24 protein-coding genes are annotated in these 26,277 nt (G+C 45.9%); 20 read left to right on the forward strand and 4 right to left on the reverse strand.

Features of this window, described 5'->3' with window-relative positions; genetic code table 11:
• The first annotated feature begins 18 nt into the window (after positions 1-18).
• From hppD to maiA, 4 genes are read left to right on the forward strand one after another with little or no spacing between them, the layout of a single operon-like run.
• Positions 19-1,092, forward strand: a complete 1,074-nt coding sequence (hppD, locus tag L0992_21245) for a 4-hydroxyphenylpyruvate dioxygenase (protein XGB68926.1) — start codon at positions 19-21, stop codon at positions 1,090-1,092.
• Positions 1,085-2,215: a homogentisate 1,2-dioxygenase gene (locus L0992_21250; GenBank protein XGB68927.1), complete on the forward strand. Its 1,131-nt coding sequence runs from the start codon at positions 1,085-1,087 to the stop codon at positions 2,213-2,215. Before hppD ends, L0992_21250 begins: the two co-directional genes overlap by 8 nt.
• Positions 2,216-2,227: 12 nt before the next feature.
• Positions 2,228-3,265, forward strand: coding sequence for a fumarylacetoacetate hydrolase family protein (locus L0992_21255; protein ID XGB68928.1), 1,038 nt, complete (start codon positions 2,228-2,230; stop codon positions 3,263-3,265).
• A 52-nt stretch (positions 3,266-3,317) separates the two neighbouring features.
• Complete coding sequence (gene maiA / locus L0992_21260) at positions 3,318-4,001, forward strand: maleylacetoacetate isomerase (GenBank protein ID XGB68929.1); 684 nt, start codon at positions 3,318-3,320, stop codon at positions 3,999-4,001.
• Between the two features lie 116 nt (positions 4,002-4,117).
• Here maiA and L0992_21265 read toward each other — a convergent pair whose 3' ends face one another.
• Positions 4,118-6,124 (reverse strand): acetoacetate--CoA ligase, encoded by a 2,007-nt coding sequence (locus tag L0992_21265; GenBank protein XGB68930.1) that lies wholly within the window; start codon positions 6,122-6,124, stop codon positions 4,118-4,120.
• A 199-nt stretch (positions 6,125-6,323) separates the two neighbouring features.
• Here L0992_21265 and phhA point away from each other — a divergent pair, with 199 nt between their 5' ends.
• The 3 genes from phhA to L0992_21280 all read left to right on the forward strand — a co-directional run bounded on the left by phhA (position 6,324) and on the right by L0992_21280 (position 8,687).
• Positions 6,324-7,118: a phenylalanine 4-monooxygenase gene (phhA, locus tag L0992_21270; GenBank protein XGB68931.1), complete on the forward strand. Its 795-nt coding sequence runs from the start codon at positions 6,324-6,326 to the stop codon at positions 7,116-7,118.
• Entirely contained in the window at positions 7,108-7,446 is a 339-nt protein-coding gene (locus L0992_21275) for a 4a-hydroxytetrahydrobiopterin dehydratase (protein XGB68932.1), read from the forward strand. The genes phhA and L0992_21275 overlap by 11 nt, the downstream gene beginning before the upstream one ends.
• A gap of 140 nt (positions 7,447-7,586) precedes the next feature.
• Positions 7,587-8,687: a Fic family protein gene (locus L0992_21280; protein ID XGB68933.1), complete on the forward strand. Its 1,101-nt coding sequence runs from the start codon at positions 7,587-7,589 to the stop codon at positions 8,685-8,687.
• Between the two features lie 203 nt (positions 8,688-8,890).
• Here the strand turns inward: L0992_21280 and L0992_21285 are convergent, their stop codons facing one another.
• Entirely contained in the window at positions 8,891-10,405 is a 1,515-nt protein-coding gene (locus L0992_21285; protein XGB68934.1) for a hypothetical protein, read from the reverse strand.
• 371 nt (positions 10,406-10,776) lie between these two features.
• On the opposite strand from L0992_21285, the gene L0992_21290 reads away from it, so the two are divergent.
• Complete coding sequence (locus L0992_21290; protein XGB68935.1) at positions 10,777-10,986, forward strand: DUF3283 family protein; 210 nt, start codon at positions 10,777-10,779, stop codon at positions 10,984-10,986.
• Between the two features lie 96 nt (positions 10,987-11,082).
• Positions 11,083-11,799 (forward strand): YebC/PmpR family DNA-binding transcriptional regulator, encoded by a 717-nt coding sequence (locus tag L0992_21295; GenBank protein ID XGB68936.1) that lies wholly within the window; start codon positions 11,083-11,085, stop codon positions 11,797-11,799.
• A 126-nt stretch (positions 11,800-11,925) separates the two neighbouring features.
• Here the strand turns inward: L0992_21295 and L0992_21300 are convergent, their stop codons facing one another.
• Positions 11,926-12,183, reverse strand: coding sequence for a DUF2798 domain-containing protein (locus L0992_21300; protein ID XGB68937.1), 258 nt, complete (start codon positions 12,181-12,183; stop codon positions 11,926-11,928).
• An 83-nt stretch (positions 12,184-12,266) separates the two neighbouring features.
• On the opposite strand from L0992_21300, the gene L0992_21305 reads away from it, so the two are divergent.
• Together L0992_21305 and L0992_21310 are read left to right on the forward strand one after the other, a co-directional pair.
• A complete protein-coding gene (locus tag L0992_21305; GenBank protein XGB68938.1) occupies positions 12,267-13,166 on the forward strand; it encodes a LysR family transcriptional regulator in 900 nt (299 codons plus the stop codon).
• A gap of 17 nt (positions 13,167-13,183) precedes the next feature.
• The gene (locus L0992_21310; protein XGB68939.1) at positions 13,184-14,059 is read left to right on the forward strand and encodes an NAD(P)-dependent oxidoreductase; all 876 of its coding nucleotides are present in this window, start codon (positions 13,184-13,186) and stop codon (positions 14,057-14,059) included.
• A gap of 147 nt (positions 14,060-14,206) precedes the next feature.
• On the opposite strand, the gene L0992_21315 is transcribed toward L0992_21310, so the two are convergent.
• Positions 14,207-15,088, reverse strand: coding sequence for a LysR family transcriptional regulator (locus L0992_21315; protein ID XGB68940.1), 882 nt, complete (start codon positions 15,086-15,088; stop codon positions 14,207-14,209).
• A gap of 116 nt (positions 15,089-15,204) precedes the next feature.
• On the opposite strand from L0992_21315, the gene L0992_21320 reads away from it, so the two are divergent.
• From L0992_21320 to L0992_21360, 9 genes are all read left to right on the forward strand, one after another.
• Entirely contained in the window at positions 15,205-16,182 is a 978-nt protein-coding gene (locus tag L0992_21320; GenBank protein XGB68941.1) for a DUF1254 domain-containing protein, read from the forward strand.
• Positions 16,183-16,422: 240 nt separating this feature from the next.
• On the forward strand, positions 16,423-17,097 hold the full coding sequence (locus L0992_21325; GenBank protein ID XGB68942.1) for a hypothetical protein: 675 nt from the start codon (positions 16,423-16,425) through the stop codon (positions 17,095-17,097).
• 87 nt (positions 17,098-17,184) lie between these two features.
• Positions 17,185-17,883 (forward strand): ABC transporter ATP-binding protein, encoded by a 699-nt coding sequence (locus L0992_21330; protein XGB68943.1) that lies wholly within the window; start codon positions 17,185-17,187, stop codon positions 17,881-17,883.
• Positions 17,871-19,169, forward strand: coding sequence for an ABC transporter permease (locus L0992_21335; protein XGB68944.1), 1,299 nt, complete (start codon positions 17,871-17,873; stop codon positions 19,167-19,169). Before L0992_21330 ends, L0992_21335 begins: the two co-directional genes overlap by 13 nt.
• Positions 19,162-19,944, forward strand: coding sequence for an outer membrane lipoprotein-sorting protein (locus L0992_21340; protein ID XGB68945.1), 783 nt, complete (start codon positions 19,162-19,164; stop codon positions 19,942-19,944). The genes L0992_21335 and L0992_21340 overlap by 8 nt, the downstream gene beginning before the upstream one ends.
• Positions 19,945-19,953: 9 nt before the next feature.
• On the forward strand, positions 19,954-21,246 hold the full coding sequence (locus L0992_21345; GenBank protein ID XGB68946.1) for a hypothetical protein: 1,293 nt from the start codon (positions 19,954-19,956) through the stop codon (positions 21,244-21,246).
• Positions 21,246-22,280, forward strand: coding sequence for a histidine kinase (locus L0992_21350; protein ID XGB68947.1), 1,035 nt, complete (start codon positions 21,246-21,248; stop codon positions 22,278-22,280). Before L0992_21345 ends, L0992_21350 begins: the two co-directional genes overlap by 1 nt.
• 72 nt (positions 22,281-22,352) lie before the next feature.
• Complete coding sequence (locus L0992_21355) at positions 22,353-23,201, forward strand: LytTR family DNA-binding domain-containing protein (GenBank protein XGB68948.1); 849 nt, start codon at positions 22,353-22,355, stop codon at positions 23,199-23,201.
• A gap of 213 nt (positions 23,202-23,414) precedes the next feature.
• On the forward strand, positions 23,415-26,189 hold the full coding sequence (locus tag L0992_21360) for an insulinase family protein (GenBank protein ID XGB68949.1): 2,775 nt from the start codon (positions 23,415-23,417) through the stop codon (positions 26,187-26,189).
• Positions 26,190-26,277 lie beyond the last annotated feature (88 nt).

Consider the following 26,277-nt stretch of genomic DNA (forward strand, 5'->3'; position numbering starts at 1 on the left):
GGTACAAGGAGAAAGTTCATGGTGGAGTCATACAACCCGCTTGGTACGGATGGATTCGAGTTTGTTGAATACACAGCTGTCGACCACAAGGGAATTGAGCAACTTAAAGCGCTGTTTGTGTCACTTGGTTTTGCCGAGATTGCTAAGCACCGTTCAAAAGAGGCTTGGCTGTATCGACAAGGTGACATCAACTTTATCGTCAATGAGCAGCCACACAGCCAAGCGGAAGCGTTCGCTAAAATTCACGGCCCTTCGGTATGTGGCATGGCGTTTCGTGTGAACGATGCAACCACGGCAATGACGCAGGCGTTCAGCGGCGGTGGTGAAGAGTACAAAACAGAAATAGGGCCGATGGAGCTGAGCATTCCTGCCATTTACGGTATCGGTGAAAGTTTGCTTTATTTTGTGGATCGCTACGGCAAGCAGAGCATCTACGACGTTGATTTCCGATTCTATGATGACGCGCGAGAGCGCATGGCGAAAGCCGACGTGGGTCTCTACGAGATCGATCACCTCACGCACAACGTGAAACAAGGCAATATGGACCTATGGTCTGGTTTTTATGAGCGTATCGGCAACTTCCGTGAGATTCGCTACTTCGATATTGAAGGTAAGCTGACAGGCCTTGTAAGCCGCGCAATGACCTCACCATGTGGCAAGATCCGCATTCCTATCAATGAGTCTTCAGACGACAAATCACAAATTGAAGAGTTCATTCGCGAATACAACGGTGAAGGCATCCAACACATCGCACTTGCTACGGATGACATCTACAAAACAGTGAAAACTCTGCGTGATCGCGGTATGGACTTTATGCCTACCCCAGATACTTACTATGAGAAAGTTGACGATCGTGTGAAAGGCCACGGTGAAGATACCGACCTGCTACGCGACCTACGCGTTCTGATTGATGGTGCGCCGACCAAAGACGGCATCTTGCTGCAAATTTTCACACAGACGGTTATTGGGCCTGTGTTCTTTGAGATCATTCAGCGTAAAGGCAACGAAGGCTTTGGCGAAGGCAACTTCAAGGCGCTGTTTGAATCGATCGAAGAGGACCAGATTCGTCGAGGAGTATTAGACGATGCATAAATGGATCTCGTTTCCTCATCGGGAGGGGGTGTGCTCTAAACAAGCGCATGCTGATTTCCCCGAAGAGGCTATCTATGAGCGAGAGGCGGGCCGAAGTGGTTTCTTCGGCCCTGCCGCTCACTTCCATCACCAACATGCTCCAACAGGTTGGTCTGAGTGGGAGGGCGACTTACGCCCTCGCGCTTTTGATTTTACGCTGGTGGACAAAGCCAGCCAGATAACTCCTTGGGCCGTGCCTCATCTTTTGCATAACGCGGACTGCAAAATTCGCGTATGGCGCATGGATGAGAAGATGGATTTCTTGGTGCGTAATTCCGACGGTGATGAGCTGCTGTTCATTCATCAAGGCAGGGCTGATCTCTATTGCGATTATGGTCATTTAGAGGTGAGTGAAGGGGATTACGTGATGATCCCGCGCTCGACCAATTGGCGCTTGGAGCCAAACGAACCAATGTTCATCCTGATGATTGAGAACACCGACGCCGCTTATTCCTTGCCAGAGAAGGGCATGGTCGGCAATCACGCGGTGTTTGATCCGGCGGTTCTTGAAATCCCATCGATCAATGATCAATTCCGCGCTCAGTACTCCGAAAAACAAACCCAAGTTCAGGTGAAACGCCACGACAAAGTCAGCGTGATCACTTATCCGTTCAACCCTTTAGACGCGATTGGTTGGCATGGTGACTTGGCGGTAGTGAAAGTGAACTGGCGCGATATCAGACCGCTGATGTCACATCGCTACCACTTGCCGCCGTCTGCACACACCACCTTTGTTGGCGCAGGCTTTGTGGTGTGTACCTTTGTGCCGCGTCCGATTGAAAGTGATCCGGGCGCATTGAAAGTACCGTTCTATCACAACAATGACGACTACGATGAAGTGCTGTTCTATCACGCTGGTGACTTCTTCAGTCGCGACAATATTGAAGCGGGCATGGTGACTTTCCACCCTGCGGGCTTCACGCATGGGCCTCATCCTAAAGCGTTTAAGGCTGGGCAAGCGCATAAGAAAAAGTTCACCGATGAAGTGGCGGTGATGATCGATACTCGCCACGCACTGCAGTTCTCTGACGAACTCGATAGCGTTGAGAACAAAGAATATGTCTACAGTTGGCAAGAGAAGTAAGGGGCAACAAGGATGAAATTAGCAACCAAGAAAAATGGTACTCGTGATGGCCTATTGATGGTCGTGAGTAAAGATCTCAAACAGTGCGTGCCTGCCACTGACATCTTCCACGCGATGCATCTGGCGCCAACTATGCAAGTAGCCTTGGATAACTGGGACAGCGTTGCTCCTCAGTTAGAAGAGTTATACACCTCGTTAAATAACGGCCATGTGACGGGCAGTGAAGTGTTTGCCACTCAGTATTGTGAATCGCCATTGCCACGCGCTTATCAATGGGCGGATGGCAGCGCCTATGTAAACCATGTTGAGTTGGTGCGTAAGGCTCGTGGTGCTGAAATGCCAGAAAGCTTCTGGGTTGACCCGCTTATGTATCAAGGCGGGTCAGATGCCTTTATTGGTCCATGTGACAATATTGAGTTTGCCAGTGACGAATGGGGTATCGATTTTGAGGGCGAAGTCGCGGTTGTCACCGGAGATGTGCCGATGGGGGCTAGCGCTAAGCAAGCGCATGATTCGATTCGCCTGCTGATGTTGGTGAATGATGTATCGCTGCGTGGCTTGATTCCGGCAGAGCTCGCCAAGGGCTTTGGTTTCTTCCAGTCTAAGCCCTCTTCAGCGTTTTCTCCGGTTGCCGTTACGCCTGATGAGCTAGGTGAACAATGGAAAGGTAGCAAGGTGCAGCTGCCACTGACTTCAACCTACAACGACCAGCCTTTTGGGTGCCCGAATGCAGGTGTGGACATGACCTTCAATTTCGCTGAGCTGATCGTCCATGCAGCGAAGACTCGTCCACTGTCGGCCGGTGCGATCATTGGTTCGGGCACGGTATCGAATAAACAAGGTACTGACCACGGCACCTCAATTGCGGAAGGTGGTGTGGGCTATTCATGCATTGCTGAAGTACGAATGATAGAGACGATTCGTGATGGTAAGCCGTCGACTCAATTCATGTCGTTTGGTGATTCGATTCGTCTAGAGATGTTCGATGCGGCAGGTGACTCTATCTTTGGCGCGATTGACCAGAAAGTCAGTCAATATAGACCACGCTAGTGATAGCGGCAAACGTAAGGCGAGAGAGGCATATTATGGACAAGGGCTCTTTATGAACAAGAAGGTCACACTCTATGGTTATTGGCGATCTTCTGCAGCCTATCGAGTGCGTATTGGCTTGAACCTAAAGCAACTTAGCTATGAGTCGAAATCGGTGCATTTGGTGCGTAATGGCGGTGAGCAGCATGATCCACAATATCGCGAGCTCAATGCCAGTGAATTAGTGCCAGTGCTAGTGGATGGTGATGTTCAACTCAATCAGTCGCTGACGATTTTACAATACTTGGACGAAAACTATGTGTGTGAGAGCAGCCCAGACTCCTTGTTGATTCCTGAGCAAACACCACTGCGCTATCAAGCGTTGGCGATGGCTCAGGATATTGCGATGGAAATTCACCCTCTTAATAATCTGCGCGTATTGCAGTATTTGGAGCGGGAATTTTCGTGCGAGCAAGAGGCAAAAATGGATTGGCTTCATCATTGGATGAGCCAAGGTTTTTCGGCGTTAGAAGAGAAGCTAGCGAAGCTCAGAAAAGTACATGGCGACTCAGCATATAGCCTCACGGACTCGCCCTGTATCGTCGATATTTGCTTAGTGCCGCAAGTTTATAACGCCCTGCGCTTTGGTGTTGATATGTCGCCTTATCCGCTGATTAACTCAATTGTCGAAGCGTGTAATCAGTTACCCGCGTTCATCGAGGCGATGCCAGAGAATCAAGCGGATGCAAACGGATAGCCACAGATAAAGACCTAACAGTCACTAATATAAAAAGCCCTCCACGATGTTCATTCGTGGAGGGCTTTTCGTTGGAAGTTACTTTCTTCTAATTGAGAGCTTGTGAGATAAGAGCGCTAAAGCGAAATCACGCGCTTTATCTCATCGAGCACGTCCGCATTGGCTATCGCGCCGATGTTCTCGACGGCTTTGCCATTTACCACCTGTTTCACCGCTAACTCCACCAGTTTTCCTGAGCGTGTTTTTGGCACCTCGCTGATAGTAAAAATTTGGCTCGGTACATGCCTTGGCGAGCAAGACGACTTGAGCTTGCTCTTGATGGCAGCCAATAGCGTTTCATTTAAATCCACACCTTGCTGCAGTTGAACGAACAGCCAAATCTGCTCATTGCGGTCGACATCTTTGCCGACGGCGATGGAATCGATGATGCCCTCAATGGTATTGACTTGCTGGTAGATCTCGGCGGTACCAATTCGCACGCCACCGGGATTGAGTGTTGTGTCGCCTCGCCCATAGAACAGATAGCCGCCATGCACGCTCTGTGCGACTTCGTCACCGTGATGCCATACATTATCGAACCTATCCCAGTAGGTGTTGTGATAGCGCTCTCCGGTGTCATTCCAAAAGCCAACTGGGAAGTTTGGGAGGGAGTTGGTGCATACCAGTTCACCACGTTCGTGATCGACTTTATGGCCCGTTGAATTGAATACCTTGATGTCGACGCCAAGCCCTGCCTGTTGGCATTCACCGCGATATACTGGCGAGATAGGATTACCCAACACAAAGCAGCCACAAATATCTGTACCACCAGAAATGGACGCTAAATGCAGGTCTTGTTTGATGTGTTTGTAAACGTAATCAAACTGCTCTGGGTAAAGCACAGAACCGGTCGAGCACAGTGTTCTTAAATGAGGCAGAGAGTGACTGTCGATAGGTGAGAGCTCAGCCTTATCGATCGCTTCTAGATACTTGGCTGAAGTGCCAAACAGCGACACATCGGCGCGCTGTGCCAAGTCCCACAGTACATTGGGTTGCGGGTAAACTGGGCTACCATCGAAGATAACTAAACAAGCACCGCTGGCGAGCGCAGAGACGTGCCAGTTCCACATCATCCAACCACAAGTGGTGTAGTAGAACACGCGATCGTTTGGCTTAACGTCGCAATGAAGCTGATGCTCTTTTAGGTGGTTGATGGTGGTGCCACCAACCGAGTGAACAATGCACTTTGGCTTGCCTGTGGTGCCGGAAGAGTAGAGTACAAACAATGGTTCATTGAAGCCGACACGCACAAACCGTACAGGTTGTGGCTGATAATGATTGATGATGCTGTGCCAGCTTCGGGTCGATACATCATTTTCAAAGTCATTCTTTCCCAAGTAACCGATCTGACACACCTGTTTTAGCGCGTTTAAGTGCTCGATGATTTCACGGTTCTTATCCGTCATATCGAATGTTTTGCCATTGAAGGTATAGCCATCACAGGTGAACAACACCTTAGGTTTCACTTGGCCAAATCGTTCAATCACACTCTCGACACCGAAATCAGGCGAGGTCGATGTCCAAATCGCGCCCAAGCTGGTGGCTGCCAGCATCGCTATTACGGTTTGTGGCAGATAGGGCGTATACGCAGCAACCACATCACCTTGCTTCACTCCGCTATCGACAAGCCATTGCTGAACGCTAGAGACCGCTTCACACAGGGTTTTCCATGTATAGCTCTGTTGTTCGCCACGTTCATTCTCAAACCAAATCGCAAGCTCATCAGGCATGGTGTGTGCCAAGCGCAGCAAGTTCTCGGCGTAGTTTATCTGTGCATTGGGAAACCAAGCCGCATCGCGATTCGATTTAGGCTGCTGCCAACGGCTCTCACCTTGAGCTTTGATGGCCTCGCTTTCTGCCTTGTTAATAGAGCCTTGCGAGCCGACCATTCCACAAAACTGCCATACGTTTTGCCAAAATGATTCCGGCTGATCCACAGACCATTGATGGAGTTCGGCGTAGCTTTTTACGTTCCTATCTAGGTTTAACCCAGACTGTTCAAGGCTATCGATAAATCGGGTTAAGTTGGCATCATCTATACGCTGCTCGCTTGGCTGCCAAATGGGATTATTGCTTTCGTGCATTCCTTTACCTTTAACAAAAAGTTAACGTTTTCAGTCTGGTATTTAGGTTTTACAAAGTCAAAAGTTCAGCAAAATAAGCGTCTGGCAGAATTGTGTAAATAAAATGTTACACAATCGTCTGTTTCAAAAAATCGCGCAAATTGGCGCTTATAAGGAGTGGGGATAGGCTTAAAGTGAGACATTCGAAAGGAGGTGTGTAATGACTCAATATCATTCTAAGCCCGTGAGCCAAGAGGGATGGGTTGAGTGGAGCCTCGAAGAAGATGCCATTTGGCACGACTTGGTGAAAAGGCAACTGGACGTCATTAGTGACCGCGCTTGCGAAGCCTATTTGCACGGTTTGACCTTGCTGGATCTGCCATTAGACAGAGTTCCCCAGCTTCCAGAGATAAACAAAGTGCTAAAGGAAACAACAGGTTGGCAGGTTCAGCCTGTTCCGGCGTTAATCGATTTTGACCGTTTCTTTGATTTGCTCGCGAATAAGAAATTCCCAGTGGCGACATTTTTGAGAACGCGAGATGAGTTCGATTATTTACAAGAACCTGATTTCTTTCATGAAATTTTTGGTCACTGTGCCATGCTCACTAATGCTGATTTCGCAGCCTTCACTGAGCATTATGGAAAACTAGGCCAAGCGGCGACATCCAAACAACGCGCTTATCTTGCCCGTTTGTATTGGTTTACGGTCGAGTTCGGTTTAGTAAAAGAAGGCCAACAATTGAAAATATATGGCGGTGGCATTCTTTCGTCTCCGGCGGAAACCATGTATGCGCTGGGAGGGGACTTGGCCGTTCGCGAACGGTTCGATCTGCAAACGGTTTTAAGAACCCCTTACCGCATCGACATCATGCAGCCGAAATATTACGTGATCGACGAGCTAACTGAGCTCTTCAAAATCAGTCAGGAAAACCTATTACAACAAGCTGATCTCGCGATTGATGCGGGGTTACTACCACCACTTTTTGAACCCAAGGAACCCACACATGTTGAATGAACAAAAATGCGAAGCCTGCAGTATCGACGCGATTGCCCTTACTAAAGATGAACAACAGTCGCTATTGCTGGAGTTGTCTGATTGGCAAATCATCGAAAGAGACGGCATCCCACAGCTTGAAAAGGTATACAAGTTTAAGAACTACAAACAAGCATGGGCATTCAGCAACAAAGTGTCAGAGTTGGCAGAAGAAGAGTTCCATCACCCTTCGATCTTATTGGAGTGGGGCAAAGTCACCGTCACTTGGTGGAGCCACTCAATCAAAGGCCTCCACAAAAATGATTTCATCTGCGCCTCACGCTGCGATGTGTTCGCGGTGAGTGAATAGTATTGCAGGTTAGAAATTACTCTTGCGCCTTTGTGATGTGATTAACTCATTATTCGGCTCATATTATGATTTGAATAATGAGGTTAAACAGCTCATAATGTGATTTGAATAAGCGTAGCTTTCGCATCATGAGGCGTAATATGTGGATTTGGCAACAAGATAATTGGCCAAACTTTGTTTGGGATAATCAGAAAATAGGCGTGAGGTTAAGAGAAGTACGGCTTAATCAGGGCATTCTATTAGGCAAGATAACCTCTCAATCCGCAGACCAAACACAAACAATGCTCGATACTTTGCTAGCGAACATTGTCCACTCCAGTGCGATAGAGGGAGAAAAGCTGAATGCCTTCTCTGTTCGTTCTTCTTTGGCTAACAAACTTGGTGTGAGTGAAGAGCGACCTTTTCCTACGACAGAACAAACTGATGGCTTAGCGGAAATTATGTTGGATGCAGTGCAGAATCTCACGGAGCCATTAGCGCTTGATAGGATTTTGCATTGGCACGATAGACTGTTTCCTCAGGGCTACACCATGTTTAACCCTGTAATCGGAGGTCAGCTAAGAGGTGATACTCCCATGCAAGTGGTATCGGGAAGAATTGACCGTCCGACCGTACATTTTGAAGCGCCCAGCCGAGACATTCTTGATGCTGAGCTAGATGCGTTTATCACATGGTTTAATGATTCACTTACCGATGAATCACTCGATCCGTTACTTAGAGCTGCGATAACTCACCTTTGGTTTATCACCTTACACCCGTTAGATGACGGTAATGGCCGTATTACTCGATTGTTGACTGACTTGGCTTTAGCACAAGCAGAGAAGCAATCGGTACGTTTCTATGCGATGTCGGTGGGGATACTTGCTAACCGCAAACATTACTACGAGATATTGGAGAAAACCCAGAAAGGGGGACTCGATATCAGCGATTGGTTGATGTGGTTCTTAAATACATTAGATGAGACGTTTACAGGCGTTTTTTCTGAGGTCGACCAAACCGTTTATAAGACCAATTATTGGCGAAGTGTTGATCAAACTAAGCTTACGGCAGAGCAAGTAAAAGTGCTGAATAGGATGCTCGATGGCGATTTTTCTGAAGGTATCAATGCTAGTCAATATAAAAAGGTAGCCAAGGTGAGCAGTGCCACTGCAACACGTCATTTGAGCGCTTTGATTGAGCATGGCTGCTTGGTTAAATCCGGTTCTGGTGGCAGAAGCACCCGCTATCTGTTGCCGGAGTAAGGTTGATATATCCACACTCATTTCTATACTTAAAAGCTGCCAATGTTCAGACTGAATGTTGGCAGCTATTTAGGTGCATTGACCAATTAAAGTAAAGGATGAAGCTACATTACTGGTCAAAGTGACTAATGTGTTTGAAGTCGATATAAATACTCTTGAGCTAGAAATTTATAGGGCTCATACAACATTAAATCTACCTTGTCTCAACTATCTAATTGTCTTTTAGATTCATGATTTTCTTCGTTTGAATCCTTTAATTGAGCTTCTAAAATTGCTTTTGACTCTTTAATTTTTTCGTCAACTTTAGCCTGCTCTCTGGCACTTAAGTGTTTTAACAATTGACTAACCACAGGTACATTATCTAGCTTTTTAATAGAGTCAGCTAACTTAGAACTCTTATCAATAGCGTCAATTATTGGATGATCTGAATTATTATAATCAGAAATGAGTTTGCCAGGGTTTTCACTATTCACCTGAAGTAGATTAAATAGCAGTCTAGTTCTGAGCTCACCGCTTGTATCATCTTCTCCAATGCTAGAAATTTGAGTTGATAAACCTTCAAATGTTCTACTAGAAACTTCTTTGTGCGTATATTCCTCAATTAACCTTTTACTAAGCTTATAACTTTTATTAGAGGAGTACGCGACCCAAAGTATTGGAGCGTAAAGTGGTAACATCATTGAAAACAAACTGGGCGCTTCATCAAACACTTGCGAAAAATCTTCTTTGAAGAACATTACACGAACGAGTGTGAAAGCAACTGGTATTGATGAACAAATGATTAGTCCGACAATTGCCCATTTAAAAGATGATTCGTGTTTTATAAGCTGCTCTTGTTCAACCTTAATTTTGTCTGCATAAGCGGCCGATAGACCAGCTGTCATAGCGGAAGGAAGTAGCGAAGATATTTTATCAAGAATAGCTTTCTTTTGTGATTCCGCCGTGGCAAAAAATTCTTGTTTTTGCTTATTAAAATCATCGTCGAAAGATTGTAGAGTTCTCTCTTGGTTCTCCTTAGATTTTACGACAGCAGCATTTAAATTTGATAGGTCTTCTTTGATTTTTTGATAGCTAGATTCAAGCGTCTTTTGCAACCCATCAACAGCTTTAACTTCACCACCTTCGTTTTCAAATGTATAACCGAATATCTCTTTATGGATTTCTGAAATTTCATTTCGTTCATCTGCCGCGTTACTTAACAGAGATTTCAATCTCTTTGAGAGCGTTTCCGATGTTTCTACTTGTTCTGTGATTGACGTTATTCTATCTGTTAGTAGTTCTTTCTCGTCTGCTAACTTTTCCAATTCAACTAAAGTGCTATCAATAGAGGCTTTCGTTTCTCTATATTCTTTTTCGTTGCTGGAGATACTTTCTAAAAAAATCGCAGCATCTTTTTCAAAGCCTTCTATTTTCTCGAAGCTGTCATGAATACTAATCTTGAAACCATCAAACTTTTCTTTATCTTCTTCGATAGCTTTTGCTATGTCGTGAATCGTCTCTAGATGCGCTTCTGATTGTTTTTTGATTGATGTGACTTTGTTTCTAGCGCCAACAACTTTTGAGTAATGTTCGGGAGCTGATTTTTCTAACTGACTTAACGACTCTTGGGTATCGGATAGTTTTTTCTCTAATGATTTAATTCCATCCCAAAGGTATTCTTTTTCTTCTGCTAGTTTCTTAGACAGTCTTTGTTCGGCAGATTCATACATGAACGACATATTTGTTACCCTAGTAGTCGTATAAAATTATACTCACTATATATATGGGTATTTATTCATTGTTCAATATTGATATTCAACTTTTTTAATATCTCAGTGGTACCATCACACAAATCTAAATTTTGGCACTATCCGCAATTCGTTTGTGAGATGCCAACTAGTAAACACAACAAGCTAACCTTTCAAGCCTTTGTTTTTCGATTACAGCCACTCTTCAGCCAACCCCACTTTTGCGAAACTAGCTTGACCTGCATCAGTGACTTGCTTGGTTTCGGGTCTCATAAACCCTTTCTGTTACTCATAGTATTGGTTTTATGAGGCTGCTCTATGATATATTTCTCGGCCAAGTGTATTACAGATGAAGGCTAGCAATGTCTATCAACCTTTCACTCCTTCCACCCAGCGAGAAAAATAAAATCGAACTGGATAAGCAAGCATCGTTTCTTGTATGGAAACTGAAGCAAGCGAAATGTGGCCCTGAAGCCATTGTTGAAGAAGCAATGAAGCTAGGTGACCCAGATGAAAAGGTGTGGTTTGAACAGTCTGTAGAAAAATACAAACGGGTAATGGGTGTCGCATAAACGCAGACAAACCTTGCCCAGCAATGCTGTAGAATTGAAATGACACAGTAATTTGCTAGAATTTGCACCGTTAATTGAATCAGAGAGAAGATCCCGATGGGAAGAAGTTTTGAAGTGCGCAAGGCCTCAATGGCGAAAACTGCAGGCGCAAAAATTAAAGTTTATTCTAAATACGGTAAAGAGATTTACGTACTGGCTAAGAACGGCAGCTCTGACCCAGACATGAACCTACCTCTTAAGCACCTGATTGCTAAAGCGAAGAAAGACCAAGTACCAGCTCACGTTATCGACAAAGCGATCGATAAAGCGAACGGCGGCGGTGGTGAAGACTTCCAACCAGCTCGTTACGAAGGTTTTGGCCCAGGTGGCACAAGCGTAATCGTTGACTGTCTAACTGACAACGGCAACCGTACTTTCCAAGACGTTCGCCAATGTTTCGTTAAGACTGGCGCGAAAATCGGTGTTGAAGGTACTGTTTCTCACATGTTCGCTCACCAAGCTGTATTCCAGTTCAAAGGTGAAGATGACGAGATCATCCTAGAAACGCTAATGATGGAAGACGTAGACGTGACTGACGTTGAGCTAGAAGACGGTGTTATCACTGTATTCGCTCCAACGACTGAGTTCTTCAAAACGAAGACTGCACTAAACACTGCGTTCCCAGAGCTAACGCTAGACGTTGAGGAAATCACTTTCGTCCCTCAAACTACTACGCCAGTAGCTGAAGAAGATTCTGAGAAGTTCCAGAAGTTCTTAGACATGCTTGACGACTGTGATGATGTTCAGCAGGTTTACCACAACGCTGAGCTGTAATCTTTACAGTAACAACAGTTATTAAAAAACCGAGCCTAGTGCTCGGTTTTTTTATGTCGGTAACAATGATTGTTTTCCTTGATCATCGTTCCGCTAGCTCTATAAATAACTTTGGAATTCATGGCGTTATTCATCGCATAAACTCACTTTAGCTATCGTTTTTGATCTCGGGCGACATAACCATTCGGCGACCTTTCTGACTTGTGGTAACAAGGTTAGGCTCAATGTGAGTGCACACGGCCAAGCAATCAAAAAGCTGTTTAACCAAATAGGTGGCCATGCTTGACTGAAACCCATCTTATAACCCGATATGATCCCCGACATCATGAAAGCCATGACAAGTGAAGACAGTATCGCGGTAACCCAATGCAGTTTGTTTTTCATCCGCTCTCCTTAGTGATTTTATTATTGGAATGCATTAAGGTTACTCTTATCCATAAATGAGAAAAATAGGCACATATAGAAGTATGAATTCCATATTTGGAAACATTGATGATCTATTCCTGTTTTGTACTGTGGTGGAAGAGGGGTCGTTGTTGTCGGCATCGAAGCGGCTGCAGTTGCCTGTGTCGACTATGTCGCGCCGATTAACCGCTTTGGAAGAGCGCCTGAGCATTCGTCTTTTGGAGAAGAAGGGTAGAGAGCTGGTGGCCACTAAAGATGGTGAGGCGGCCTTTGCTGCCCTGAGTAGCGGTATGGAGTCACTACATCAAGGGTTTAGTAGCTTGCTTGAAGAGCGCGATGCCATTCAAGGCAAGATAAAGCTTGCGGTGCCTCATAACTTCTATAGCGGTTTTCTTCGCCCGACGGTCGAGCAATTCCTTGCTGAGTACCCAAAAGTACAGCTCAATCTCATTTTGAGTCAACAGCAAGTGGTGCCTGAAACCGATCGTGATTTGTTGATTACGTTTAAGATCTCCGACATGGAAGGCATGATTGCGCGACCACTGTTTAAGGCCAAGCACGGCTTTTTTGCGAGCCAAGAGTATCTGGATTCTCGCGAAGAGATTAAAAAGCCAGACGATCTCGAGCATCAAGAGTGGATTAATGTCGATGATGTGTTTGATATGCCGCTCTACAAATCTGGTCAGTTAGAGCAGATGGTGACGATCAAACCTAAGTTCATCGTTAACGATATTTATGCGGTTGCGGCCGCTGCGCAAAAGGGATTGGGCATCGCCTCACTGCCTTTTCGTCATGTTTCTCCGGAAATGAATCTGATTCAAGTGCTCCCTGAGTATCATCGGGGTGATCGCCAAGCGTATTTAGTGTACAAAGAAAGAAAATATCAGCCGAAGGCTTTGACTTTGCTTATCGAGACCTTGATTGAGAGCGTTCGATCGTTCCATCACGATGAGCTGAGTTAAATGAAAAGGAGAAAGAAATGAAAGTAAGTTTTATCGGGCTAGGCGTAATGGGTTTCCCAATGGCAGGCCACCTAGTCAAAGCCGGTTTTGAGGTAACGGTATTTAACCGCACTCATAGCAAAGCACTAGACTGGGCTGATAAACACCAAGGTAAAGCCGCTGAAAGCGTGGCTGAGTGTGTCGCAGAAGCTGACGTAGTATTGGTTTGTGTTGGCAACGATGACGACGTGCGCAGCATGACAACCAGCGAAACAGGCGCACTGGCGGCAATGAAGTCAAACGCGATTCTTGTTGACCACACAACAACGTCAGCAATCCTGTCTGAAGAGCTTGAAGTCGCTGCGAAGGAAGCGGGTGTTCGCTTCATGGATGCACCAGTGTCTGGGGGTCAAGCGGGCGCAGAAAACGGTGTGCTAACTATCATGTGTGGTGGTGAGCAAGAGCTATTCAACGACCTTCAACCTGTATTTGAAGCTTACGGTAAATCGTCAGTTTTAATGGGTAAAGTAGGCCAAGGCCAACGTGCGAAAATGGTGAACCAGATCTGCATCGCGGGTGTATTGAACGGCTTATCTGAGGGCTTGGTATTGGCTGAAAAATCAGGTTTGGATATCCCAACGCTGGTTGATTGCCTTAAAAACGGCGCAGCTGGTTCATGGCAGATGGAAAACCGTGCTACCACAATGGCACAAGATAAGTTTGATTTCGGCTTTGCCATTGATTGGATGATCAAAGACTTAGGCTTCTGCCTAGATGAAGCAGAGCGCCAAGGCATCCAACTTCCGTTGACTGAAAAGACCAACAACGCCTACAAGGCATTGTCTGCTGAAGGACAAGGCCGCATGGATACATCAGTATTGATGAAAGCTGTCGTTGAAGAGACAAAGAAGTAGAGAGACAAAGAAGTAGCAAAACAGAAGCAATAGAAGCTTCGTTTAGATAACTAAAAATAGCCGCGGATTAGCGGCTATTTTTGTTTGTATTAAATGATAACGAGCCTTTTTAACTCGTTTCAGGGCATTAACTACCTTGATTAAAGCCTATCTAGATTGAAGCATGACCTTTTTAATCACGTCATGAACGGCAAGGTTTAGAGGGCTTTGGCGATCGACAAGGCGCATGCAGGATACGAGGTTTAGATCAATCCTAAGTTCTTTGGGTGGCTCTATGGTATTAAGCGAAGCGTCCTTCCAACTATCGCTTAATACGCAGGCGTGGTCACCTTGCTCTAGAATTTGCCTCGCCACTGAAAAATTGTCCACCGTGATACTGATGTGGGGGTCAATACCACTGCTTCTCAACATTTCTAAATATCGGTAACGTTCTTCATTCCAACCTTGGCTTCGGATCTTGATGAAAGGCAACTGCAATGCCTCTTCCCATGTTAGTTGCCCTAATGATTTTGATACGGCGATCACCAGTTGGTCAGGCATGATGCGTTTCTGGAATATATTCGAACTACGGTCTTCGTTTAGAAAATGCACACCTAACGTGATATCACCGTCTTCTAATTTTTGCTCTGTATCCGATGTCCAAGTTTTCAGCTCTATTTGTGCTTTGGGAAATGTTTTCGAGAGCTCCCTAAATAAACTAACGCCTGAGAACTCTAGTGTATAAGCGAAGAAAGCAAGAGTGATTGGCCCTTCATAGGTGGCAGGGTCGAATGTCACTGGTGAGGTGGCGGAGTGCATCAAGGACAAGGCTTGTTCAATCTTGGGCAAAATAGATTTGCTGTAATGCGTTGGTCTCAACCCTTCTGTAGTCCGTTCGAAAAGTGGGTGTCCTAATTGTTCTCTGAGTTTGGTCATTTGCTTGCTGACGGCGCTCTCTGAGATCCCCAGTTTCATCCCAGCCCTTTTAAGGCTATTCGACTGACACAGCAACACAAAGGTACGCAGCAAGTTCAAGTCTATACTTTCCATTTCGGCAAGTCCTATTTTCCACGCTTTCCATTTTGGAAGTATAAAGTGATCACTATCGGCAGAGCAAATAATACTCTTCCAAATGACATTCACTTTGAAATATAAAGGTCGCTACTATGAAAACACTATTTCCCCTTACTGCTGTCGCTTTATTCTCAACCAGCGTTATTGCAGCGCCAACCATCGTCACGGAAGATAATTTTGCTCAGGCATACACCAATATGCGTCTCGGCGCGGTGGTAGAGAAAGCTGGTGGTATCAATACATTCTTTGAGATGCCAGTACCAAGCAGCGTTCCAGAAGAGCAGTTCGTTGTGCGAATGAATCGAGACACCTTTTACTCCGTTTCTGTCATCGATATGTCGAACGATGATGTCTACGTGACGGTTCCAGAAACTGACCAATACGTGTCGCTGCAAGTCGTTGATGAAAACCACGAGACGCAACCAATGATCTACGGTTCGGGTCGTCATAAAATCAGCGCAAAAACCGACCATGCATTTGTTATTGTCCGTGCTCTTGAAGATGATGCTCGCCGTAACCTGAAGATTGAAACCGGCAGTGAGAAACCGTTTGTCGTAAAAGAATGGGATATGGCGTCATTTAAGGCTACGGATGGAGCTGGCAACATCGATTTCAGTGACGGATATGACCAATCAAAGGCGTTTGGTAACAAAGAAAGCGGCCAAACTGATTACATGAATTACGTTGGCGCAGCTGGCGGTTGGGGTGGTGCAATGGTTGAAGATAACATCTATCAAACCAGTCAGTACTTCGATGCGAATGCATGTTACGAGACGACTTTCAAAGATCCTAAGGCAGGATCATTCTGGTCGGCGACCGTATATAACGCTGATGGACGAATGTTTAACGACAAGGCCAATATTTCGAGTGAAATGGCACCTGTTATTAACAGCGATGGTACCTACACTCTCCGTTTCGGATGTGAAGGTCAACCAAACAACATTCCAACTATGGACGGTAATAGCACGGGTAAATTTAATGTACTGATGCGCCACTACAATCCTAGCGAGCCAGTGAGCAAAGGCGAGAAAGGCTACAACCCAGCGACGATGATTAAGAAAGTTGGTTAAATTAAGTCGTCAAATTGATGCTACTAAATGTAGTTAACTAGCGAATCCATTAAAAGCTACGTGATACTGAGTAAGCAAAAGAGCTTCGAAGGTATCGCGGGCTTTTTCCACTTCCGTTCTCCCACTCACGCTCTAACTAAACCATTCACTCCTCGTAATTACCATTCGTCGCATCGGTAAAACTGCATGACAAATTCTAGTTAACCTTTCAATGTCAACATTTGAAAGGGATTAGAAATCATGACTACTGCAAACACGACTTACTCACTTACTTCTCTATTTAAGCGCTCATTTTTGATTGGGCTTGTTTCCTTCGTTCCTACGTTAGCTTTAGCTAACCCAAGTTCAGACGTGCTCGATATCTACAACCAAGCCGCGCAAGGCAATGAAGACTTGGTTGAGGTGGCTTACGAGCGCCTAAATGACACGCTGCAACAAGACGGTGCGACGCCACTGACCTTGGTCTACTTAGGAAGCACAGAAACCTTAATGGGACGTGATGCGTTCTTGCCTTGGAACAAGATGAAGTATGTAGAAAAGGGTTTATCGACCATTGATAAATCATTGGTGCTGTTGAAAGACGAAGACCAGCCGATTCATGAGCAACCTCGTGTTCAAGGGCTGCCAGACTCTTACCTAACTCGCGCCATGGCTGCGGTGACTTACACCTCTCTACCAGACATGTTTAACCACTTTGATCGTGGCTATGATCTGTTCCTCTCGCTACTCGCGGAAGATGATTTCCAACAACAGCATTTCGCTGCTACATCGTGGATTTACCGTTACGCCATTACCGCATCGATTCGTGCTGAAGACTTCGAGCAAGCACAGGTGTGGCTTGAAAAAATGGAAAGTACCGATGCCGGAAACATCGAGACCATGACTGCGAAGGCCCTAATAGCGAAAGCCAAATAACAGCTGCGAAAGCAAAATAATGAGCGCGAAAGCTTAATAGTGGCTTGCGAACGCTTAAGAATGGATTGGCAATCAGAGGACAACGGAATGATTGAATTTAAAGGTATCGGCAAATCGTATCTCACTGGCGGTCAAAGTGTAGACGCTCTCAAGGGAGTCGATGGCCAAATCAAACGCGGTGAAATGGTGGCACTGTGTGGCCCGTCGGGTTCAGGGAAAAGCACACTTTTGAACATTCTTGGTTTGTTGGATATGGACTATCAAGGCGAGATAAATATTGATGGCAAAGCGTATCCAACAGAGCAGATTACTGCTGCGCGTTTTCGTCGCCAGTCGTTGGGTTTTGTCTTTCAACGCTTCAATCTGGTTCCTGTGATGACTGCGCTTGAGAACGTCGCATATCCATTGATGTTGAACCAATGTTCGAAACAAGAACAGCAGAGCAGAGCGCAAGAGATGTTAGAGCGTGTTGGGCTAGGAGATTACGTTCATCACCGTCCAGACAACCTTTCAGGCGGTCAGCAGCAACGTGTCGCGATAGCCAGAGCGTTAATCCATAACCCAAGCCTAGTGATTGCTGATGAGCCAACCGCGAGCCTAGACAGCCACACCGCCAACCTAGTGATCGACATTATGAAAGAGCTCGGTCACGAGATGGGCACCACCTTTATTGTCGCAACACACGACCCAAGAATGGCGCAGCGTTGTGATCGAGTGATTGAACTTATCGATGGACAACTGGCACCACAAGCCACAGCAACGGAGGCTATATCATGGGCAAGTTAACACAAAGAATGAGCACGTTTTTGCTTCCAACTTCGGTGCGTCTGGCATGGCTTAATTTATTAAGGAATGGCCGACGCAGCCTGCTTTCAGTGTTGATTATCGCGATAGCCGTATTTGCGCTGACGTCAGCAGGAGGCTATGGGCTTTACACCTACGAATCTTTGAGAGAATCGACCGCTCGAGATACTGGTCATCTTACTTTGAGCACGCCGGGATACTTTGAACAAGATGAAGACATGCCGCTGAGCAATGGTCTCGATAATGTTCAAGCGCTCACCAAGAGCATTATTGGTGACAGTGATGTGCGTGGCGTTCAACCACGAGTCTACTTCAGCGGCTTGGTTTCTAACGGCAGTAAGTCGACCATCTTTATGGGAACGGGCGTTAATGAGCGTGAGTTCGACATGAAAGGACCATTCCTTGATGTGCGCAGCGGGCAAACCCTGTCGGATGTGAGATCTCCAAGATACGACAGCCAAGAGCCACAAGTGATGCTGGGAACTGATCTTGCTCGCAACCTTAAAGTTGCCGTTGGTGATTGGGTGACACTGCTTGCCACCACCAGTGATGGCGCTTTGAATGCCTTTGATTTTAAGGTGCAGGGTATCTACTCGACAGGGGTGCCTGAGCTGGATAAGCGTCAACTGTATGTTCATATCACCACCGCACAAGAGCTTTTGGCCTCAGACAAAGTCAGTACCTTGTCGGTGTTCCTATTTGAAACCAACAAGACCTCGACCGTTCAACAGCGTATTCAAACTACTTTAGATCGAAATAGCGCGAGCCAAAGCGATCAAGGCACAGAGATCGAGATCACCCCATGGCAAGATCGTGCGTTTTTCTACACCAAGGTTAAAGATCTTTATGACCGGATCTTCGGCATTATGGGCGCGGTGATGGCATTGGTAGTGTTCGTGTCGCTGTTTAACACCATGACCATGTCGGTGACGGAGCGCACTCGTGAAATTGGCACCTTGTCGGCTCTTGGTAGTTACCCTTCTGAAATCGTCGCAGGCTTCTTAAAAGAGGCGGGATTACTGGCGGTAATTGGCAGTGCGATAGGCGCACTAGTGAGCGGTTTAGTGTCGGTGTTGTTACTGGTAGTCGATATACAAATGCCACCACCTCCGGGTCGAACCGAAGGTTACCCACTCAACATTTACTTCTCATTAGAATTGGTTGGTTACGCCACCTTAGGTGTGCTGACGATCTGTTTGCTAGCCGCTTATTTCTCTGCTCGCAAAGGCGTGAATAAGCCAATCACGGAGGCGCTGGTTTATGTATAAATTTACTCGTTCACTCACTATTTTAGGTTCTGCGTTGGCTTTGGTTCTAGCATCGGCACCAAGCTGGGCTATCGATTCACAACAAGTCACCGAGATGATTGCTAAAGCAGATAGCTACCGCTTGAACAGTGCACAAGCGTCCAAGGTGGTCTCTTTAGTCGCGCTATATCAAGACGAACAACTGGATAAAACCCGTGAGTACAACGTCTATACAAGACCAAATCGAGAATCCTTGGTCGTGTTCAAGTCTGCTGTCGAGGCGGGTCAAAAGATGCTGATGATAGAAGACAACTATTGGTTATTGATGCCGAAATCTCGTCGTCCAATTCGTATTACCCCGATGCAAAAATTGCTTGGTGAAGCTTCGGTTGGTGATATCTCAACGCTCACTTGGAGCGAAGATTACCAAGGTGAGTGGGTTGTCGAACAACAGGTTGAGGTGTCAAGTGGTGATCTGCTTGATACCCATCACTTAAAACTCACCGCAAAAACTAAGGGCGCGAGTTATCAATCCATCGATCTGTGGTTAACGACAGAGCGCGCATTTCCAGTTAAAGCGGATTTGTATTTGCGTTCAGGAAAACTAGCCAAGCAAGCGTGGTTTACTGAAGGCGTGCGTGATGGCTTGCCGAGTGTAGTGTCAATGACCTTACTTGATAAGATTCAACCAAGTAAGAAGACCGTGATTGAGTACCGCGAAGTAAGCGAACAAGCCTTGGCAGACAAATACTACAACCCAGCTTACTTATCGCGTAATAGCGTATCTGGGCTTTAGGTGGATGCCATGAAAGCTTCTAGTCGTAAGCCTTACATCAAGTATTCAGCTGCTATTTTGCTTGCTTTGTCTTGCGTAAGTAACACGATTCAAGCGGATGAGCTGAGCTTGGCTTGGGATTGGCAACTCAGTGCCGAAGCGATTGAATCACGAGAGTCACCATTCACTCCTTTAGCATCTGATAATCGCCAGTCGCTCAATGGTTTACTGGATCTTGAGGTTGGTTATAACAATTGGCTTGGCCTGTTTGCAGTCAAAGCCAACGATATTTTGAGTAACAATCCTCAAGGACAAGAGGCGAGCTTTGAATCGGAATTCATCGTGCGCGAGTTGTTTTGGCAAGGTGGTGTTGAGGTGTCTAATTCTATAGTCGGTGACCACTACCTCGATGTGACGCTCGGCAAGGTTCGCCTCGATTGGGGCGTGGGTTATGGCTACCGACCGCTAGACATCATCAAGCCTTATCGCCAAAACCCAGTAGGCATTGTCGCTGAGGAGGGGGCGGGTGTTGCGTCGGCGTCACTGTTCGATATGACGGGCGAATGGACACTGCTTTACAGCGATTCGTCATGGACTTCTCAAGACGTAAATGAATTCGAAAAGCAGAACCAGCAACAAGGATTTGGCTTACGTCGTTACAACCTAGTGGGTGACCATGAGTATCAGTGGGTCGCTTATTATGATGATGTGCGCCACGGCTTGCTTGGAGCGAGTTTGGTTTCGGTCTTAAACCTTGCATGGGAGTTTCATGGTTCGGTGGTCTATCAACGACAAAGCCTTGGCTACAGTCAGCCGGATTCAATGCTTAAACCGGTTTATCTTGAAGAGCAGGGCGAAGCTTATCAAGCGTTAGCAGGACTAACATGGGCCAATGACACGGGGCACAATGTGGTGTTGGAATACTGGTTTGATAGTCGTGCTTGGAGTAATTCTGAATGGCAAAGTGCGATAGAAAGTGCTGAGTCTTTGTCGGTTAATCCGATGACAGCTTCATTGGCAGGTTCTTACGCTCAGGGTTATCAACACGCCAATTTGGTTCAACATAACATTATGTTTCACTGGTCTTTGGATTCTACACATGGCTGGCTTGAAGATGTCACTCCAACATTTGATGTGATGTTATCTCCACAAGACGGTGGTTTTATTGCGACCCAGTGGCTCAACTATCAGGCTTTAGATAATGGCAATTCATCGTTGGATTTGGAACTTGCTGCACGCTTTCTAGGCGGTAAAAGTGATTCTGCTTACGCCAACTTACCTGATAGTCATATGATTCTTTTAAATATCAAAGGACGATTTTAATGAGTACTTCTTCAGACAGTCAGTTTTCATGGATTAAAAGCTTCACTCTGACCTCCATTTTCTGCGCTTTGATTGCTGTGACCACGCAAACTATTTGGGGAGGTGAGTTTCTCCTCAACCTCGCGATCAGCTTTGGTTTTGGCTTGAGTGCGGTCGGCTCTTCTTTCATTCTGGTTAAGTTGTTCAAAACCGAATCTCGAGTGTTTGAAGTGGGTATATCGATGTTGGTGGCGATGACGGTTGGTACGCTAAACGCTCATTATTGGTTAAATGGTTTCTTTGGCGACAGTTTCTCTGGATTGAAATCGGTGATGCTTTTAGGTGTCATTTTTTGCTCGGTTTGTTACTACTATTTTTATACGAAAGGCGAACAACTCAGAGCCGAAAATGAGTTGGAGGTTGCTAAACGTCGCCAAGCAGACCAAGAGAAAGTGGTGGTGATGAGTCAGCTTAAGCAACTGCAAAGCCAAATTGAACCGCACTTCTTGTTCAACACGCTTGCGACCATCAATGTATTGATTGAGAGTGACAGCGCGAAAGCCAAGTTGATGCTCGAAAAACTGACCGACTTGTTGCGTGTGACTTTGAAGAATAGCCGCACTGAGCAATCGACAATCGCACAAGAGGTCGACTTGTTAGACGCTTATCTTAATATCCAAAAGATACGCTTGGGTGAGCGCTTAACGTTCTCGATTGAAACACATGAGATTAGCGATTTGCAGGTGATTCCACCGTTCTTGATTCAACCCTTGGTCGAGAATGCACTCACGCACGGTATTGAACCCATAGCCGCTGGTAGCCAAGTGAATGTTCGCATTACTCAACAAGCACAGCAGCTAAAAATTCAAGTGTCGGATAATGGTGCAGGGCTGAAAACACCCTCTGCGAATACGGGTCATGGTGTTGGGTTAAGCAATATTCGTCAAAGAATCGAAACCCTTTATGGCGATAAGGCGAGCCTAACGATTACTGAACAAGCTGAAGGCGGGGTCGTCTCGACGATCTTGTTGCCACTGGATGACTCAGCCGCCTAGAATTACAGACCAGAAAGCACAGAACAGTGACGATAAATAGACGATTTACAGTGTGAATTTAAAGGACTAACGATGAATAACCCAGCAATACAGCCGAGCGTAACGGCGATTATCGCAGACGATGAAGCACTGTTAAGGCATCACTTAGACAAGAGCTTGGCTGAGGTTTGGCCGGAGCTAGAAATCGTCAGCAAGGCACAAAACGGTTTGGAGGCGATGCAGAGTATTCAGCAGCTTAAGCCCGACGTGGCGTTTCTCGATATTCGTATGCCTGAGCTGGATGGAATCTCGCTGGCGAAACAACTCAACAAGTTAGATTCACCGCCATTGATTGTGTTTATTACGGCTTATGACGAATACGCAGTTAAAGCCTTTGAGCACAATGCGATGGATTACCTGCTTAAACCGATTAATCAAGAGCGCTTACTTGCAACATGCCAAAAGGTGCAAGCGCGTTTGTCGAGCAACCAAACCCATTCAGGTAACACGCCTCAACAACCTGACATTGCGGCGTTAATGAGTCAGCTTCAACAGTTATCTCAAGCGACTTCTCAGCAAACGCAACCTTCTTATCAATCGCAGCAAAAGCATCTCACATGGCTCAAAGCCAGTGTTGGAGAAGACATTCACCTTATCGCCGTCGATGATGTCGCTTACTTCAAAGCGGAAGATAAGTACGTCTCGATATTCAAAAAAGGCCAAGGCGGCTCGCTAGAGGAGTTTATTCTTCGCGTATCATTAAAAGAGCTGATTGCGCAGCTTAATCCTGATGAGTTCTGGCAGATCCATCGTTCGGTGGTAGTGAAAGTGTCGGCCATCGATAAGGTGAAGAAAGGGCTCTCAGGTCAGATGTCGGCTTATGTGTCTGGGCAAAAGTTACCCATCAGCCGCGCCTCGCAAGCGCTATTTAAAGGTATGTAGAGGCTCACTTAAGGTATGTAGCAAGTGTGTTTAAATGGATTTCATAAGCTCTTATTAAAGTGCTACTTCAAGTGAACACAAGCCATCTTATATATCGCATGTTAATTTATAAAATGAAGATCCAGATCACAAAGATATTCATCGGGTTAAATATTAAATAATAATCGTTAACTCAATCTGTATATTGTCGATGAATGACATTAAGAGGTTGTTATGAAAACATATTATTTAGCGACGGCACTATGCCTAACTTTGGTTGGCTGTAGCTCAACATCAAAAACCACCGAAAACTTAATCCAACCGGATCCAACGTGGACTTCAGGTCAACTGGAAAACGGTCTTACCTATCATGTTTATCCTGATCATGAAGAGTCTGTCTCTGTACGTTTAGTCGTTCACGCGGGTTCGATTCAAGAGACTTCTCAACAGGAAGGTTATGCTCACTTTGTTGAGCACATGGCATTCAATGGCAGTAAAAACTTCTCTCAGAACGATGTGATTCGTTTGTTTGAAGATGCCGGTTCTAGTTTTGGTGCGGATATTAACGCCTACACCTCTTATGAAGAGACGGTATACCAGTTAGATTTGCCCGATAACATCGAGTTGCAGTCTGCCTTGACGTGGATGCGTGATGTGGGTGACGGCCTAGACATCGCAAGCTCTGAAGTTGAAAAAGAGAAAGGCGTGATTCTGGGTGAGTTTCGCATGGCTCGCCTTGATGACAAGTCATTCGGAGAGGTATTTTATGATCACTTGATTGAAGGAGGTCCGTATGAATCTCAAGATGCATTGGGCTCGAAAACATCGGTTGTAGAGGCAACGCCTCAGGGCTTATCTGACTTCTACCAAACTTGGTATCAACCTCAAATCGCCGAGTTAGTTATTTCAGGTGATGTAGACATCAAAACCTTGATTCCATTGATTGAAGAGAAGTTTTCTAGCTGGGAGCGTGGTGAAACACCAAGGCCTGAAAAGCAGAAAATGACTTCGTTCAATGAAGGTGATTATGTTGAATACGCAGGAAGAGAAGCGCCGAGTATCACTCTGACGTTCAACCGCGGTTTAGATAGAGTTGAAACTCATGCTCAGCAGCATCAACGTTGGTTAGATGAAACCGCGCAACAAATCATTCAACAGCGACTCGAAGCAGTATTCAATGATGCAGCGCTGCCGACCCAATGGGTAGCGTCTGATAACTACCGAATGGGTTCTCTGAATTATTCTTCAATCAGTGTTGGCTTCCCAGCAGGCGGTCGCGAGGTTATCCAACAAGAGATGCTTTCTACATTGGCATCACTGCGTGACTTTGGCGTATCGAAAACGGATATCGTTGGCGAGCAGCACTACTACCAAGACTTGCTGGATGACATCGAGCATGACTGGGACAAAATGGACAGCGTTGACCACGCGAACTACAAAGCCAGTGCGCTTGTAACTGATCGAATCGTCCAGTCGCAGAAAGACTATCAAGCCAGTTTGGAAACCTTCATTGCGAACTTAAACCTTGAGGCGATTAACGACAACATCAAAGACCTGCTTTCTGATGATTACTTCCTTGTTATCGGCTTGGACGATTCTGAAGATAGAGCGGCGGTCATTGACTCGCTAGATAGTCTAAAAGCGACTTACAGCGAAACGGGAGCACAGCCGCTCGCGATTGGAACAGCGAGTGCCTTTGCTGTACCAAGTTCGCAGGGCGAGGTTGTGCTTGCGGAACAAATGTCCGTCGACCCATACATCCAAAAGTGGACGTTAAGCAATGGTATCGATATGTGGTACCTGCGTGATTATGTGGCAGGTGATGATGTTGGTGTGATGTACATGAGCCTCGGCGGAAAAGCCGCTTTGGATCCGAGCTTATACCCAGCGGTTGAGGTTGCGTTACCTACTTTCGCTCGCAGCGGTGTCGGTGAATTTACGGGCTCTGAGCTTTTAGCGTACTTGGATCGTGAAAATATTCGTGCTGATTCCTTCATTGGCAACACTCGTCATGGTATTGAATTTAATATCACTAAAGACGGCCTTGAAGACACGTTTGCTGCGCTTTATACCTTCATCATGGCTCCTAAAATTAACCCTGAGCAATTAGACGCGGTGAAGCAGGAGTTTGCACAGGGGCAAGAATCTTTCTTAGACAGTCCTGTTGGTCAGTTTGAACGCGCAATAAACCAGAACATCTATAGTCAGGAAAGTGGTCACCTGTATGTTGATAAAGAGCGTGTTGAAGCGGTTTCTGTGGAAGACATCGCTAATCTTCATCAGCAGTTGTTTGGTCAAATGAGACATAACCAATTGGTGATCGTAGGTGACATCGACCCAAGCGTGTTGAAGCCTTTGGTTCAGAAATATCTAGCTTCGATTCCATTGGAAAAAGCGACGGTGCCTGACTTTAAGGTGGCTTACAAGCAGCCATCAGAATCACGCATAGATCTCGCCATCAACAATGTGAATAGCGCAGAATACGTCTTACGAGTGATCTCAGAGCCAGCAACCGAAGCCGATCAAGGCGCAACGGCAAAAGATATCTTCACGGAAAGCTTGCTGGAACGCCTGTTAGCGACTCGTTTAGATACTTATATTCGTGAAGAGTTGAGCTTGGATTACTCGCCTTATACGTATTCAGCGTCTGCAGACGGCGAGCTGAGTCATGAGTGGGTCATCGGTGCGATGATCGCGCCAGAGAGCGTTGATGAAGTGGAAGTGGCGATCGATAAGGTGATTGCAGACCTTCTACAAGGTGTTTCTGAAGAGGAAATGCGAGCGGTTGTGAAACAGTTTGAAGCTGACTTCACACCTCTTGAAATGAGCTCTATTGACCAAGCGTGGTACCTGTCTCGTTATTTACTTCATGGTTACGACATCGAAGCTTTGTCTCAAGTTGAGCGTGTTGCTAGGACGATCAGTGCAGAAGATATGAATGCGCTAGTGCAACGTATCTTTGGTGGCAATAGCCGTAAAATTAAGAACATCATGCGTCCTAAACTGTAATAATTACAATCGCTTAATTCCTACATTATTTAAAGCCAAGCCTTGTTGCTTGGCTTTTTCTTTTCTTTAGAACAACGACGCTTAATCG

The sequence above is a fragment of the Vibrio pomeroyi genome (assembly GCA_041879425.1).
GTDB lineage: Bacteria > Pseudomonadota > Gammaproteobacteria > Enterobacterales > Vibrionaceae > Vibrio > Vibrio pomeroyi_A.